Here is a 14,416-nt window from a genome sequence, read left to right as displayed (position 1 = left end):
GCGGAGCGCCCTCAGCCCGTGCGGGTGCGGGTCGGCGCGACCTCGGCGTCCGCCCCGACGTCGAGCCCGACGTCCAGCGCGTGGGCGGCCTGCGTCAGGCCGCCCACCGAGACGACGTCGACACCCGTGGCGGCGATCGCGGCGATCGTCTCGCGGCGCACTCCGCCGCTGGCCTCGACGAGCACCCGCCCTCCGTGCTCGGCGACGTGAGCGCGCACCGCGGCCACGCCGGCGCGCAGGTCGTCGAGGGTGAAGTTGTCGAGGAGCACGCCGTCGACCCCCGCCGCGAGCACCGCGGGCAGCTGGTCGAGCCTGTCGACCTCCACCTCCACGAAGGTGGTGTGGGGCACCCGCGCCCGCACGGCGGCGAGCGCCGCGGTGACGTCGCCGCCGACGAGGGCGAGGTGGTTGTCCTTGACGAGCACCGCGTCGGACAGCGACCAGCGGTGGTTCGACCCGCCGCCGCAGCGCACCGCGTGCCGCTCCAGCGCCCGCAGGCCCGGGGTGGTCTTGCGGGTGTCGGCCACGCGAGCGGTGGCCCCCGCCGCGGCGACCAGCGCCACGTGCTCGGCGGTCGCCGTCGCGACCCCGGACAGGTGCTGCACGAGGTTCAGCGCGGTGCGCTCGGCCCGCAGCACCGCCAGGGCGCTGCCCTCCGCGCGGCCGAGCACCTGCCCCGGCACCAGCCGGTCGCCGTCGGCGGCGAGCAGCTCGACCGCGGGCGCCTCGGCGCCCACCAGGCGCGCGGCCTGCGCCAGCGCCTCGGGGAGGGCGCCGATGCCGGCGAGCACGCCCTCCTGGCGGGCGCGCAGCACGGCCGTCGTCGTCGTGGTGGGGTCGAGCAGCGACTCGCTGGTCAGGTCGCCCCACGGGGCGTCCTCGGCGAGGGCCCGCGCGACGACGTCGGCCAGCTGCCCGGCGACGGACCCGGCGACGGACCCGGCGACGGACCCGCTCACGGCTGGTCCTCCAGCACGGCCCGCAGCAGCACGTGCCGGGCCCGGGGGGCCTTCGCGGGGTGGTCGGTGCGGGCGTGGGCGCCGCGGCTCTCCTCGCGGGCGAGGGCACCCGCGGCGAGCAGGGCGGCGACGTCGGTGAGCGCCCGGTCCTCGAGCGCCGCCACGCCGGGCCGGCGGGGAGGAGCCGCGCCCTCCCCGAGGTCGGCGGAGCCCCCCGGGACCGTCGAGTCCTCCCCGTCGGTCCGTCCGGTGGCTGCCACCGCGCCGCAGAGGGTCTTGGTGAGCAGCTCCAGGCCGCCGCGGTCGCGCAGCAGCCCGGCGTGCTCCCACACGAGCTCCTGCAGCTCGGCCCGCGGCAGCACGCCGGCCGGCAGCTCGACGGCGACCCGCTCGTCGTCCGGGTCGCCCCGGAACGCGGCTGCGACGGCCGGGGTGCCGGCGACGAGCGCCGCCGCGGCGCGCGCCCCGAAGACCGCGCCCTCCAGCAGGGAGTTCGAGGCCAGGCGGTTGGCGCCGTGGACGCCGGTGGAGGCGACCTCGCCCACCGCCCACAGGCCGGGCAGCGTGGTGCGCCCGTCGAGGTCGGTCAGCACCCCGCCCATCGCGTAGTGCGCGGCGGGCGTGACGGGGACGGGCTCGCGGGTCCAGTCGAGACCGGCGGCGCGGGTGAGGGCGTCGATGCCGGGGAACCGCGCGCGCAGGCCCTCGACGCCCGTGGCGTCGAGCAGGACGGGGGCTCCGGCCTGAGCGGCCATCGCGGCGGCGCAGGCGCGGGCGACGACGTCGCGCGGGGCGAGCTCGTCGGTGAACCGGTGCCCGGAGGCGTCGAGGAGCACGGCCCCCTCGCCGCGGACGGCCTCGGACACGAGGAAGGTCCGGCCGTCGCGGCCGGCGCCCGCCGTCGGGTGGAACTGCACCATCTCGACGTCGCGGGCCACGGCCCCGGCGCGCACGGCGGCGGTGAGGCCGTCGCCGGTGGCGACCGCGGGCGTGGTGGTGTGCGCGTAGACCTGGGCGTGCCCGCCGGTGGCGAGGACGACGGCGCGGGCACCCACCAGCACCTCCTCACCCCCGGGGCCGCGGAGCCGGGCGCCGGTGACGGCGGTCCCGGGGCCGGCGGGGGTGAGCAGCGCCACGAGCGCGGTCCGCTCCAGCAGCGCGGCGCGCGAGGCGCGGACGGCGGCGCCGAGCGCCCGGGCCACGTGGGCCCCGGTGGTGTCGCCGCCGGCGTGCACCACGCGCGGTCGCGAGTGGGCGGCCTCCAGGCCGCGGGCGAGCCGCCCGCCGGGCGCGGCGTCGAGCTGCAGCCCGCGGGCCTGCAGCGCCGCCACCGCAGCGGCGCCCGCGCCGCACAGCACCGCGACGGCTGCGGAGGCGCAGAGCCCGTCGCCCGCGGCCAGGGTGTCGGCGACGTGCAGGGCCACCTCGTCGGAGGGGCCCTCGGCGAGATCGTCACCGGGACCGTGGGGGAGCTCGTCGGGGAGCACCGCGGCGATGCCGCCCTGGGCCCAGGCCGTCGCGCCGTCGCCGAGCGCCCCCTTGGTCGCCACGGCGACGTGCGCGCCGGGGGCGAGGCGCAGCACCTCCAGCGCCGTCGTCAGCCCGGCGATGCCTGAGCCGACGACGAGGACGTCGACGTCGAGCCGCGCCGCCCCCGCGGCGGCCGGTGAGGTGCTGGTCACGGGACGACCGCGAGCATGCGCTCCAGGGCCGTGCGGCCGGCGGCGGCGACGGCGTCGTCGACGACCACGCGGTTCACGACGGGGCCCAGCTCGCTCTCGGGGGCGCCGGCGGCCAGGGCCTGCTCGCGCTCCACCAGCGACTCCAGCACCCAGGCGAGGTACCCGGGGTGGATCCGGTACATGGTCGAGCAGGGGCAGATCACCGGGTCGAGGCAGGTGATGGTCTTGTCGGGGTGGGCGTCGGCGAGGCGGCGCACGAGGTTGATCTCGGTGCCGATCGCCAGGCTCGCCCCGGCCGGAGCGGCCTCGACGGCCTTGATGATGAACTCGGTCGAGCCCGCGCGGTCGGCGGCGTCGACCACGGCCTGCGGGCACTCGGGGTGCACCACGACCTCCACCGAGGGGTCGGCGGCGCGGGCAGCGTCGATCTGGGCGGTGGTGAAGCGCTGGTGCACCGAGCACCAGCCGCGCCACAGCAGCACGCGGGAGTCGACGAGCGCCTGGGCGCTGTTGCCGCCCATCGGCTTGCGGGGGTCCCACAGCGGCATGAGCTCGGCGGGGACGCCCATGGCCTTCGCCGTGTTGCGTCCCAGGTGCTGGTCGGGCACGAACAGCACGCGGCGGCCGCGGGCGAAGGCCCACTCCAGCACCGCCGTCGCGTTGGAGGAGGTGCAGACGATGCCGCCGTGCTCCCCGCAGAACGCCTTGATGGCGGCGGAGGAGTTCATGTACGTGACGGGCACGACCTCGACCAGGCCGTCCTCGCCCGGCACGTCGAGCGGACGCCCGACCGCCTGCTCCAGCTGGGCCCAGCAGTCCTCGACGGCGTCGAGGTCGGCCATGTCGGCCATGGAGCAGCCGGCGGCGAGGTTGGGGAGCACCACGGCCTGGTCGGGGCGGGTCAGCAGGTCGGCGGTCTCGGCCATGAAGTGCACGCCGCAGAACACGACGTACTTCGCCTCGGGCCGCTCCAGGCTGCGCCGCGCCAGGAGGAAGGAGTCTCCGGTCACGTCGGCGTGCGCGATGACCTCGTCGCGCTGGTAGTGGTGCCCCAGGACGACGACGGCGCTGCCGAGCGCCGCCTTCGCCGCGGAGATGCGCTCGTGCACCTCGTCGTCGGCCATGCGGCGGTAGCGCGCGGGGATCTGCTCCTGCACCGGCGTCGTCGGGGGGGCCGTGTCGACGTCCGAGGCGCCGGGCCCGTACTCCGGCGCCGGCGCGGGCAGGCCCGGCATCGCGTCGAGGGTGAACGGGTCCTTCGCGAGGCGGGTGTCGCAGGAGCTGACCGGCGCGCCGCCCGCGGGGGGCGCGGTGCGACCGAGGGTGACGGCGACGGAGACCATGCTCTTCCTCTTCCTCTGACTGCTTCTACGAGGTGGTGCGGGTGGTGCTGGGACGAGCCGGGCTCAGCCGAGCTCGGGGCGCGACTGCCACGGGGGGTAGCCCCCCGCTGCCCCGCCCGGCGGGAGCACCGCGCGGTACAGGCGGGCGGGCCGGTGGGCCGCGCCGGTCTGGACGTGCTCGGTGGCCTCGACCGACCCCGACGCGACCGCGGTGCGGCGGAAGTTGGCCGGGTCGAGGGGTTTGCCGAGCACGGCCTCGTGCACGTGGCGCAGCTCGGCGAGGGTGAACAGCTCACCGAGCAGGTGCTGGGCGATGGCGGCGTAGCTCACCTTGGTGCGCAGGCGCCACAGCGCGTAGTCGACGATCTCGGCGTGGTCGAAGGCCAGGTCGCCCACGGTCTCGGCGAGGGCGTCGGCGGGGGCCCAGCGGACGTTCTCGCCGACCTCGACGTCAGCGGCCTCCGGCGCCCGCACCAGGGCGGTGTAGACGACCGAGACCACGCGGCCGGTGGGGGAGCGGCGCGGGGCGCCGAAGGTGTAGAGCTGCTCGAGGTAGCTCGGGCGCAGGCCCGTCGTCTCCTCGAGGGTGCGGCGGGCGGCGGAGCTCAGGCGCTCGTCGGGGGTGACCCAGCCGCCGGGGAGGGCCCAGCGCTCGGCGAAGGGCTCCCGGGTGCGGCGCACCAGCGGCAGGTGCAGCCGGAGGGCGTCGGCAGGGCGCTCGCCGGTCGGGCCGGCGGGGGAGGCCGCGTTCACGGCGGTGGGGCAGGAGCCCGGCAGCAGCGCCAGGATCACCGTGGAGACGGCGAGCTCGAGGTCCGCCACGCCGCACCTCCCACCGGTCACGCCCAACTTCAGGTGGGCGTGACACTAACAGCACTTGTGGTCGGTGTGACAAGAAGGGGACGACGGGGTCCTCTCCCAGATCGCAACCGGGCGCTCGGCTGCGCTTGGGAGCCCCTCTTGGACCGCAACCGGGCGCTCGGCTGCGCTTCCGAGCCCCTCCTGGACCGCAGCCAGGCGCTCGGCTGCGCTTGGGAGCCCCTCTTGGACCGCAACCGGGCGCTCGGCTGCGCTTCCGAGCCCCTCCTGGACCGCAGCCAGGCGCTCGGCTGCGGTCCAGGAGCGGGGCACGTCAGCGGCGGACGGCGCCCATCGGCACCAGCACCTCGGCCCGCACCCCGGCCACCAGCTCGCGCACCCGGTCCAGGAACGCCGCCGTCGCCGGCCGCGCCTCGTGCGCCGCGTGCCCGCCCTCGGCGTACTCCTCGTAGAACACCCGCGCCAGCGGCTCGCCCTGCACCGCGTTCACGACGTACTGCAGCGTCCCCGGCTCGTCGGCGGCGAACCCGGGCAGCACGTCGGCCACCAGCTCGTCGAACGCCGCCAGCGCCTTCGCGTCCGGCAGGTCGAAGCGCACCGCGATCCCGCTCGCCGGGGCGCTCGCGGCGTCGCGGGCCAGGGCGTCGCGCAGAACGGCGGCGTGGTCGAAGGCCAGCTGTCCCCGCTCGTCACCGCCCAGCGCCTCGGCGACGGGCACCCACGCCGCCTCCGCGGCGTCGTCGCCCCCCTCGACGGCGGGGGCCGCGCCCCGCACCAGCGCCGTCGAGCCGCACCCACCAGGCGCTGCTGACCACCCGGCCGCGGGGGTCGCGCCCCGGAGCGCCGTACACGCCCAGCTCGCGCAGGGCCACGTCGGCGAGGTCGAGCCCGGTCTCCTCACCGAGCTCTCGCAGCGCGGCGACCTGCGGGTCCTCGTCGGGGTCCACGAACCCGCCCGGCAGCGCCCACGAGCCCTCGAACGGCGGCGAGCCGCGGCGCACCAGCAGTACGGAGTCCTCACCGCCACCCGGGCCACCGCGGCGCAGCAGCGCGACGACGTCGGCCGTCAGGGCGGCGTTCGGGCGCGCGGCCGGGAGGTCCTGCTGCTGGTCGGGCTGCTGGTCGGTGGGCTCGCTCATCGCGCCAGCCTCACACCGCCCGCTGCTCCGGGCGCGTCGGTCCAGCGGATCCGGTCACCCCGGACGGACCAACGGGGGGTGCGCAGAGTGACCAGGTGCTCACACGATGTCCTCACCAGGTGACCGACGACCGGGAGGAGCAGCTGATGAGCTGGGTCACGCGCGAGCAGACGATCGCCAGCCGCCGGGGCACGCCCTGGTACCAGCTGGACACCCTCGCCCGCAGCCGCGACGTCAAGACGCGCCTGCGGGTCGCCAAGAACCCCTCGGCCGAGGACGCCGCGCTGTGGGTCCTGGCCCGCGACGCCGACCTGGACGTCCGCGAGCAGGTCGCCCGCCGCGACGACGTCCCCGTCCGCGTGCTCGCGCTGCTGAGCTCCGACGTCAGCGCCCGGGTGCGCTCGGCGGTCGCCCGCAACCCCGGGACCTCCGCCACCACCCTGCGCGGGATGTCGGAGGACCCCCACCACGGCGTCCGCTTCGCGGTTCAGGCCGCCCAGCGGCTGCGCGAGCGCTCCGCCGCCGAGGTCGAGGCCGCCGTCGAGGAGGCGCGGGAGGCCGGGCAGGAGCCCGACGAGCAGCGCACCCCCGCAGCGGGTGCCGCCCGCGTGCCGTCCGTCGCCTGACGCCGCCGGAGCTCGCCCGACGCCTGGCCGTCCCCCCGGCTGGGATGATGGCCCCGTGACCACCAGCCCCACCCCCGCCGCGCCCCCGAGCGCCCTGGACCCCGCCGTCGCCGCGCGCCTCAAGCGCGACGACGCCGGCCTCGTCGCCGCCGTCGTGCAGCAGCACGGCTCGCGCGAGGTCCTCATGGTCGGCTGGATGGACGACGAGGCGGTCCACCGCACCCTGACCACCGGGCGCACCTGGTTCTGGAGCCGCAGCCGCCAGGAGTACTGGCGCAAGGGAGACACCTCCGGCGCCGTGCAGGCGGTCCGCTCCGTGAGCATCGACTGCGACGGCGACGCGCTGCTCGTCGTCGTCGACCAGACCGGCGCCGCGTGCCACACCGGCGACCGCACCTGCTTCGACGCCGGCGCCCTGCCCGTCGCCCGGCCGGCCACCACCCCGGAGGTGCCCGCGTGAGCGCACCCGTCCCCCCGAAGGACCTCGGCGGCGGCGCCACCTGGCCCGACCTCGACGGCTTCCGCGAGCTCGCCCGCGACCGCCGCGTCGTCCCCGTGGTCCGCAAGCTCCTCGCCGACGCCGAGACCCCCGTCGGCGTGTACCGCAAGCTCGCGGGCAGCGAGACCGGCACCTTCCTGCTGGAGTCCGCCGACCACGGCGGCGTCTGGTCGCGCTACTCGATCGTCGGCGCCCGCTCCGCCGCCGTCCTCACCGAGCGCGACGGGCAGGCGCACTGGCTGGGCACCCCTCCGGCCGGCGTGCCCACCTCCGGAGACCCGCTGGTCGCCGTCCGCGAGACCCTCGCCGCGCTCCGCACCCCCCGCCTGCCGGGCCTGCCGCCCCTGACCGGCGGCCTGGTCGGCGTGCTCGGCTGGGACGTCGTGCGCCGCTGGGAGAAGCTCCCCAGCCCGCCGCGCTCCCAGGGCACCGAGCCCCCCGAGCTGGCGCTGTGCCTGGCCACCGACCTCGCCGTCGTCGACCACGCCGACTCCTCCGTGCTGCTCGTCGCCAACGCCGTCAACCTCGACGGCACCGACGAGCGGGTCGACGAGGCCTGGGCCGACGCCGTCGCCCGCCTCGACGCGATGGCCGCCAAGATGGCGGCCCCCGCGCCGTCGACGGTGGCCGTCCTCGACCCGGCCGCAGCCGCCGGGGCCGCCGCCGCCCAGCCCCGCCGCACCTCCACCGCCGCCGAGTACGAGGCCGCCGTCGACGCCGCCAAGCTCGCCATCCGCGACGGCGAGGTCTTCCAGGTGGTGCCCTCCCAGACCTTCGAGGTCGACTGCCCCGCCGACGCCCTGGACGTCTACCGCGCCCTGCGGGCCACCAACCCGAGCCCGTACATGTACCTCTTCCGCTTCGAGGACGCCGACGGCGGCCGCTACGACGTCGTCGGCTCCAGCCCGGAGTCCCTGGTCAAGGTCGAGGGCGGGCGGGCCATGACCCACCCCATCGCCGGCACCCGCCCCCGCGGCGCCACCCCCGAGCAGGACACCGCGCTCGCGGCCGACCTGCTGGCCGACGCCAAGGAGCGGGCCGAGCACCTCATGCTCGTCGACCTCGCCCGCAACGACCTCGCCCGCGTCTGCCGGCCGGGCACCGTCGAGGTGGTCGAGTTCATGGAGGTGTGGCGCTACAGCCACGTCATGCACCTCGTGAGCACCGTCACCGGCGAGGTCCGCGAGGGCAGGACGGCGTTCGACGTGCTGCAGTCCACCTTCCCCGCGGGCACCCTCTCGGGGGCTCCCAAGCCGCGGGCGCTGGCGCTGATCGACGAGCTGGAGCCGGTGCGGCGCGGCCTGTACGGCGGGACCGCCGGCTACTTCGACGTCGCGGGCGACCTCGACATGGCCATCACCATCCGCAGCGCCGTGCTGCGGAACGGCGTGGCCCGCGTGCAGGCGGGGGCGGGCGTCGTCGCCGACTCGGTGCCCGCCACCGAGGAGGCCGAGACCCGCGCCAAGGCCGCCGCCGTGCTCGCGGCGGTGGCCCGGGCCACCGCGCTGCGGCCGCTGTCCGGCGCGTGAGCCAGCCGGTGAGCGGGCCCGGGAGCCGGGCTGCGGGTCGGCCCGGGCGCCGACCGGTGGCCCGCTGGCGGCGCCGCGCCGTCGTCGTCCTGCTCGGGATCGCCTGCGGCGGGCTGCTGCTCGCCTCCACGACGCAGCCGTGGGTGGTCGCCTCCCTGCCGGCCGGGCCGGGCGGCACGGGGTCCGACCTGCCGGTCGCGGGCTCGACGGCCACGGCGGTGGTCCCGGCCCTCGGGCTCGTCGCCCTTGCCGGCGCGGTGGCGCTCTCGACCCTCAAGGGCGTGGGGCGCGCGGTGGCGGCGGTGCTCCTCGTGCTGGTCGCGCTGGGCGCTGCCGCGTCCGTGGCGGCGCTCGTGGCCGACCCGGTCACCGCGGCCCGGGCGGCGGCGCGGGCGGCCACCGGGGTTCCGGAGGTCGAGGGCGCCCGGGTGACCACCTGGCCGCTGCTGGCGCTCCTGCCGACCGCCGGGGTGGTCCTCGTCGGCGTCGTCGCGCTGGTGTCCGGCCGCGCGTGGGCCACCTCGGCCCGCTTCGAGGCCCCGAGCGCCGCGCCCGACGTCGCCGCGGCACGGCCCTCGCGCCCGGCGGCACCGAGCCGGGCGGGCCTGTGGGACGACCTCAGCCAGGGCGTCGACCCCACCCTCGACGAGCCCGCCGACCGACCCGCCGACCGACCCGCCGAGGTGCCGACCGACGCCGAGCACCGCCGCCCGGCAGAATGACCCCGAGACCCCCGGTGGCCGGCAGCGCCGGACCCAGCAGCACCCCGCGAGGAGCGAGATGAGCCAGAACGGCAGCCCGAGCTACCAGGACGCCGTGAAGGCGCGCGAGCACGAGGTCGAGGGCCACATCAGCCACGGCCACTCCGTCGCGGGGTGGACCGGCGCGGGCCTGGGCCTGCTGGGCTCCCTCATCGCCTCGGTGGCCATGGTCTTCGCCTTCGTCCCGGGCTTCTGGGTCGGCATCGTGGTGATGCTGCTGGGCCTGCCGGCCGGCTACCTCCTGGGCAAGAAGGGCAAGGGGCAGAAGCAGCACCCCGACCAGCATGGCAAGCCGACGCCGGTCCGCTGATCCGGCCTCGACGCACGAGGGCCCGGTGACCGCCTGGTCACCGGGCCCTCGCGCGTCACGGGGTCGAGCCCCGGGACCTCAGTTCGCGGAGGTGTCCACGCCGAGCTGGTCGGCGACGCACTGCTGGATCTGCTCCTCCGAGGCGCCCTGCTGGGCGAGCTGGGTGCAGTCCTGCACCTGGGTGCCGACGAAGGCGCCGAAGGCCAGGACGGCGACGGTCAGCAGCACCCCGATGACCCCGAGGATGATCCCGGTGATGGCCATGCCCCGGTTGGTGGCCAGGCCGCGCTTGGCCCGGCGCGAGCCAATGATGCCCAGCACGATCGCCACGAGGCCGAAGAGGCCGCCGATGATGAAGAAGCCGGTGAGGAGCGCCAGGACGCCCAGCACGAGGGCGGCGATGCCCAGGGCGTTCTTGGGGGCCGGTCGCCCGTCGTAGCCGCCCTGGGCGGGGTAGCCCTGGCCGTACTGCTGCGGCTGCTGGCCCTGCGGCTGTCCGTACTGCTGGGGCTGCTGCCCGTACTGCCCGTCGCGGGGCGCGTCGTGGGGCTGGCCCTGCGGCTGGCCGTAGGAGGAGCCGTACTGCGACGAGTCCGAGCCGCCGACGGGGGAGGAGCCGGTGCGCTGCTCGCGCGACGGGTCGGACGAACCGTAGGGGTCCTGCGTGCTCATGGGGGCCTCCTGGTGGCTGGCCCGCCCGGCGGGCGGTGCGCTGGTCTTCCTGCCCGTCAACGCTACTGATCACCCGCGGAACCGCCCGTCGAGACGACCCGGACGGGTGCGTCACCGGCTGCGTCTACCCTGGCCCCCGTGAGCGTTCTCGAGGACATCCTCGTCGGGGTCCGGGAGGACCTCGCCGAGCGCCAGGCCGCCACCTCCCTCGACGAGGTGAAGGAGGCGGCCCGCAGGGCGCCGTCGGCGCGCAACGCCCTGGAGGCGCTGCGGCCCGGTGGTGACGAGCGCGGCCAGGTGACCGTCATCGCCGAGGTCAAGCGGAGCAGCCCCAGCAAGGGCGCCCTGGCCGCCATCGAGGACCCGGCCGCCCTCGCCCGCGAGTACGAGGCGGGCGGCGCGTCCGTCATCAGCGTGCTCACCGAGCAGCGCCGCTTCGGCGGCAGCCTCGACGACCTGCGCGCCGTCCGCGCCGCCGTCGACGTCCCGGTCCTCCGCAAGGACTTCGTCGTCTCCAGCTACCAGGTGTGGGAGGCCCGCGCGGCCGGCGCCGACCTGGTGCTCCTCATCGTGGCCGCCCTCGAGCAGGAGGCCCTGGTCTCCCTGGTCGAGCGGGTGCACTCCCTGGGCATGACCGCCCTGGTCGAGGCCCACGACGAGGACGAGGTCGACCGCGCCGTCGCCGCCGGGGCCCAGCTCATCGGCGTCAACGCGCGCAGCCTCAAGACCCTCGAGGTCGACACCGCCACCTTCGCGCGCTGCGCGCACCGCATCCCCGACGCGGTGGTGAGGGTCGCCGAGTCCGGCGTCCGCTCCGCCCACGACGTCGTCGAGCACGCCCGGGCCGGCGCTGACGCCGTCCTCGTCGGTGAGGCCCTGGTCACCGGGCGCGACCCGCGCACCGCGGTGGCCGACCTGGTCGCCGCCGGCTCCCACCCGTCGCTGCGCGCGGTCTCGCGCAGCGCCAAGCCGTGACCGCGCAGCCGGTCTTCGAGCGCTTCGGCGCCCGGGGCCCGTACTTCGGCGAGTTCGGCGGGCGCTTCGTGCCCGAGGCGCTCATCGCCGCCCTCGACGAGCTCGACGCCGAGTACACCCGCGCCGCGGCCGACCCGGCCTTCGCCGCCGAGCTCGAGCGCCTGCAGCGCGAGTACACCGGCCGGCCGAGCATCCTCACGGAGGCGCCGCGCTTCGCCGAGCACGCGGGCGGCGCCCGCGTGCTGCTCAAGCGCGAGGACCTGAACCACACGGGCTCGCACAAGATCAACAACGTGCTCGGCCAGGCGCTGCTCACCAAGCGCATGGGCAAGACGCGCGTCATCGCCGAGACCGGCGCCGGCCAGCACGGCGTCGCCACGGCCACCGCCGCCGCCCTCATGGGCCTCGAGTGCGTCGTCTACATGGGGAAGGTCGACACCGAGCGCCAGGCGCTCAACGTCGCCCGGATGCGCCTGCTCGGCGCCGAGGTGGTCCCGGTCTCGACCGGCACCGCCACCCTGAAGGACGCCCTGAACGAGGCCTTCCGCGACTGGGTCGCCCACGTCGACGACACCCACTACGTGCTGGGCACCGTCGCCGGCCCGCACCCGTTCCCCGCGATGGTGCGCGACTTCCACCGCACGATCGGCGTGGAGGCCCGCGCCCAGGTGCTCGAGCGCGTGGGGCGCCTGCCCGACGTCGTCGCGGCCTGCGTCGGCGGCGGCTCCAACGCCATCGGCATCTTCCACGCCTTCATCGAGGACGAGGGCGTCCGCCTGCTCGGCCTCGAGGCCGCCGGTGACGGCGTCGAGACGGGCCGCCACGCCGCGTCCATCACCGGCGGGGTGTCCGGCGTGCTGCACGGCGCCCGCTCGATGGTCCTGCAGGACGACGACGGCCAGACCCTCGACTCGCACTCCATCTCCGCGGGCCTGGACTACCCCGGTGTGGGGCCGGAGCACGCCTTCCTGGCCTCGACCGGCCGCGCCGAGTACCGGCCGGTGACCGACGCCGAGGCGATGGAGGCGTTCGGCCTCCTCTGCCGCACCGAGGGGATCATCCCGGCCATCGAGAGCGCCCACGCGCTCGCCGGTGCCCTGCGGGTCGGGCGCGAGCTCGGCCCCGACGGCGTCGTGCTCGTGAACCTGTCGGGACGCGGCGACAAGGACGTCGACACCGCCGCCCGGTGGTTCGGCCTGGTCAGCGACGCCGACCTGGTCGCCTCCGAGGCGGAGCGCGTCAGCGCCCCCGTCGCCGAGACCGAGGGGTCCGGCTGGTGAGCACGCCCACGAGCAGCACGGCGGCCACCGGTCGGCTGAGCAGCGCCTCGGCCGTCGACGCCGCGCGCGCCGAGGGCCGCGCCGCCCTGGTGGGGTACCTGCCCGCCGGCTTCCCCGACCAGCGGGCCTGCGTCGACGCCCTGCGCGCGTCGGTGGCCGCGGGCCTCGACGTCATCGAGCTCGGGCTGCCCTACTCCGACCCCGTCATGGACGGCCCGGTCATCCAGGCCGCCGCCGAGACGGCGCTGCGCGGCGGCACCCGCATCCGCAACGTGCTCGAGTCCGTCGAGCAGCTGGCCTCGGCTCCCGAGGGCGAGCGGGCCCCCGTGCTGGTCATGAGCTACTGGGCGCCGGTGCTGCGCTACGGCCCCGCCGCCTTCGCCCGCGACCTGGCCTCGGCCGGCGGCGCCGGCCTCATCACCCCCGACCTCGTGCCCGACGAGGCGGGGGAGTGGATCGACGCCTCCGACGAGCACGGGCTGGAGCGCGTCTTCCTCGTCGCGCCGTCCTCGACGCCGGCGCGCCTCGCCTCCACGGCAGCGGCCTGCCGCGGCTGGACCTACGCCGCGTCCACCATGGGCGTCACCGGCACCCGGTCCTCGGTCGGCTCCGCCGCCGCGGGCCTGGTCCAGGCGACCCGGGCCGCCGGCGCCGAGCGCGTCTGCGTCGGCCTGGGCGTGTCGACCGCTGCCCAGGCCTCCGAGGTCGCCGGCTACGCCGACGGCGTCATTGTGGGCTCGGCGCTCGTGCGCGCCCTGTCCGACGGCGGCACCGCGGGGCTCGAGGCCGTCGTCCGCGACCTCGCCGCCGGCGTCGCGAGCCCCTCGCGGTGACCGGCGTGCTGGCGTACATCCCGAGCCCGGCGGAGTCCGTCTGGCACCTGGGCCCGGTGCCGCTGCGCGCGTACGCCTTCTGCATCCTCGCGGGCATCGCCCTCGCGGTGTGGCTCACCGACCGCCGGTGGCGCGCCCGCGGTGGTCTCCCGGGCCAGGTCAGCGACATCGCGCTGTGGGCCGTGCCCTTCGGCATCGTCGGCGGCCGGCTCTACCACGTGGTCTCCTCCCCGGAGGCGTACTTCGGGGAGGGCGGCAACCCCGTCGCCGCCCTGTACATCTGGAACGGCGGCCTGGGCATCTGGGGCGCCGTCGCCCTCGGTGCCGTGGGCGCCTGGCTCGGGTGCCGCGCCGTCGGCGCGCGCTTCTCCTCCTACGCCGACGCCCTCGCCCCCGGTCTGCTGCTGGCCCAGGCGGTCGGCAGGTTCGGCAACTGGTTCAACCAGGAGCTGTACGGCCGCCCGACCACGCTGCCCTGGGCGCTCGAGATCGACCCCGCCCACCGCGAGCCGGGCTTCGAGGACGTCGCCACCTACCACCCGACGTTCCTCTACGAGGCCCTCTGGAACGTCGGCGCCGCCGTCCTGCTGATCTGGGCCCAGCGCCGCTTCCGCCTCGGGCGCGGCCGGGTCTTCCTGGCCTACGTCGTCGTCTACTGCCTGGGCCGCGTGTGGATCGAGGCGCTGCGCATCGACCCGGCCGAGCAGGTGCTGGGGCTGCGCCTCAACATCTGGACCTGCCTGGTGGTGGGTCTGGCCGCGCTGGTCGCCTTCGTGGTGAGCGCCCGCCGCCACCCCGGGGTCGAGGAGTCGGTGCTCGTGCCCGGCCGCACCCCCGCCGCCGAGGGCGCCGCCTCGGACGGCGCCGCTGGTGGCGCCGACGACGAGACCGCGGTCACCCCCGCGGCGGCCCCTGCCGAGGAGTCCGGTGAGCGGGACGCAGCGTCTCGCGATGTGAGATAGCACTCTCGACCACGGAGACGGTGCACC

The 14,416-nt window shown here is 76.8% G+C and carries 16 protein-coding genes; 9 read left to right on the top strand and 7 right to left on the bottom strand.

Annotated features, from left to right (window positions below):
- Positions 1-11 precede the first annotated feature (11 nt).
- From nadC to F1641_RS18390, 6 genes are all read right to left on the bottom strand, one after another.
- Entirely contained in the window at positions 12-959 is a 948-nt protein-coding gene (gene nadC, locus F1641_RS18415) for a carboxylating nicotinate-nucleotide diphosphorylase (protein ID WP_194907934.1), read from the bottom strand.
- Positions 956-2,641, bottom strand: coding sequence for an L-aspartate oxidase (locus F1641_RS18410; RefSeq protein WP_194907933.1), 1,686 nt, complete (start codon positions 2,639-2,641; stop codon positions 956-958). Before F1641_RS18410 ends, nadC begins: the two co-directional genes overlap by 4 nt.
- Positions 2,638-3,984 (bottom strand): quinolinate synthase NadA, encoded by a 1,347-nt coding sequence (gene nadA / locus F1641_RS18405; protein ID WP_194907932.1) that lies wholly within the window; start codon positions 3,982-3,984, stop codon positions 2,638-2,640. Before nadA ends, F1641_RS18410 begins: the two co-directional genes overlap by 4 nt.
- 63 nt (positions 3,985-4,047) lie before the next feature.
- On the bottom strand, positions 4,048-4,806 hold the full coding sequence (locus tag F1641_RS18400) for an NUDIX domain-containing protein (protein WP_194907930.1): 759 nt from the start codon (positions 4,804-4,806) through the stop codon (positions 4,048-4,050).
- 310 nt (positions 4,807-5,116) lie between these two features.
- Positions 5,117-5,521 (bottom strand): putative quinol monooxygenase, encoded by a 405-nt coding sequence (locus F1641_RS18395; protein WP_255515054.1) that lies wholly within the window; start codon positions 5,519-5,521, stop codon positions 5,117-5,119.
- Positions 5,493-5,942, bottom strand: a complete 450-nt coding sequence (locus F1641_RS18390) for an NUDIX hydrolase (protein WP_194907929.1) — start codon at positions 5,940-5,942, stop codon at positions 5,493-5,495. The genes F1641_RS18395 and F1641_RS18390 overlap by 29 nt, the downstream gene beginning before the upstream one ends.
- A 119-nt stretch (positions 5,943-6,061) precedes the next feature.
- On the opposite strand from F1641_RS18390, the gene F1641_RS18385 reads away from it, so the two are divergent.
- From F1641_RS18385 to F1641_RS18365, 5 genes are read left to right on the top strand one after another with little or no spacing between them, the layout of a single operon-like run.
- Complete coding sequence (locus F1641_RS18385) at positions 6,062-6,568, top strand: hypothetical protein (RefSeq protein WP_194907928.1); 507 nt, start codon at positions 6,062-6,064, stop codon at positions 6,566-6,568.
- A gap of 55 nt (positions 6,569-6,623) precedes the next feature.
- A complete protein-coding gene (gene hisI, locus F1641_RS18380; RefSeq protein WP_194907927.1) occupies positions 6,624-7,028 on the top strand; it encodes a phosphoribosyl-AMP cyclohydrolase in 405 nt (134 codons plus the stop codon).
- Positions 7,025-8,596 carry an anthranilate synthase component I gene (locus F1641_RS18375; RefSeq protein ID WP_194907926.1) on the top strand — a complete coding sequence of 524 codons (1,572 nt, stop codon included), beginning with the start codon at positions 7,025-7,027 and terminating at the stop codon, positions 8,594-8,596. Before hisI ends, F1641_RS18375 begins: the two co-directional genes overlap by 4 nt.
- A 56-nt stretch (positions 8,597-8,652) precedes the next feature.
- Complete coding sequence (locus F1641_RS18370) at positions 8,653-9,318, top strand: Trp biosynthesis-associated membrane protein (protein WP_194907925.1); 666 nt, start codon at positions 8,653-8,655, stop codon at positions 9,316-9,318.
- Between the two features lie 58 nt (positions 9,319-9,376).
- Complete coding sequence (locus F1641_RS18365) at positions 9,377-9,667, top strand: HGxxPAAW family protein (protein ID WP_194907924.1); 291 nt, start codon at positions 9,377-9,379, stop codon at positions 9,665-9,667.
- Between the two features lie 78 nt (positions 9,668-9,745).
- On the opposite strand, the gene F1641_RS18360 is transcribed toward F1641_RS18365, so the two are convergent.
- Positions 9,746-10,339: a DUF4190 domain-containing protein gene (locus F1641_RS18360; protein ID WP_194907923.1), complete on the bottom strand. Its 594-nt coding sequence runs from the start codon at positions 10,337-10,339 to the stop codon at positions 9,746-9,748.
- Positions 10,340-10,477: 138 nt separating this feature from the next.
- On the opposite strand from F1641_RS18360, the gene trpC reads away from it, so the two are divergent.
- Genes trpC through lgt form a run of 4 tightly spaced genes read left to right on the top strand, consistent with a single transcriptional unit; the run spans position 10,478 to position 14,389 of the window.
- Complete coding sequence (trpC, locus tag F1641_RS18355; RefSeq protein ID WP_194907922.1) at positions 10,478-11,314, top strand: indole-3-glycerol phosphate synthase TrpC; 837 nt, start codon at positions 10,478-10,480, stop codon at positions 11,312-11,314.
- Positions 11,311-12,594 (top strand): tryptophan synthase subunit beta, encoded by a 1,284-nt coding sequence (gene trpB / locus F1641_RS18350; protein ID WP_194907921.1) that lies wholly within the window; start codon positions 11,311-11,313, stop codon positions 12,592-12,594. Before trpC ends, trpB begins: the two co-directional genes overlap by 4 nt.
- Entirely contained in the window at positions 12,591-13,427 is an 837-nt protein-coding gene (gene trpA / locus F1641_RS18345; RefSeq protein ID WP_309225706.1) for a tryptophan synthase subunit alpha, read from the top strand. The genes trpB and trpA overlap by 4 nt, the downstream gene beginning before the upstream one ends.
- Positions 13,424-14,389, top strand: a complete 966-nt coding sequence (gene lgt, locus F1641_RS18340; RefSeq protein WP_194907919.1) for a prolipoprotein diacylglyceryl transferase — start codon at positions 13,424-13,426, stop codon at positions 14,387-14,389. Before trpA ends, lgt begins: the two co-directional genes overlap by 4 nt.
- Positions 14,390-14,416: the final 27 nt, after the last annotated feature.

Source organism: Quadrisphaera sp. INWT6, from assembly GCF_015390235.1.
Classification (GTDB): Bacteria; Actinomycetota; Actinomycetes; order Actinomycetales; family Quadrisphaeraceae; genus Quadrisphaera.
The sequence above is the reverse complement of the archived record's forward strand: the minus strand, read 5'-3'. Positions and strand labels throughout refer to the sequence as shown.

Bases quoted from the DNA above. Each gene is read 5' to 3' on its own strand.
- nadA (WP_194907932.1), bottom strand. From the start codon at position 3,984: ATGGTCTCCGTCGCCGTCACCCTCGGTCGCACCGCGCCCCCCGCGGGC.
- F1641_RS18390 (WP_194907929.1), bottom strand. From the start codon at position 5,942: ATGAGCGAGCCCACCGACCAGCAGCCCGACCAGCAGCAGGACCTCCCG.
- F1641_RS18365 (WP_194907924.1), top strand. From the start codon at position 9,377: ATGAGCCAGAACGGCAGCCCGAGCTACCAGGACGCCGTGAAGGCGCGC.
- F1641_RS18360 (WP_194907923.1), bottom strand. From the start codon at position 10,339: ATGAGCACGCAGGACCCCTACGGTTCGTCCGACCCGTCGCGCGAGCAG.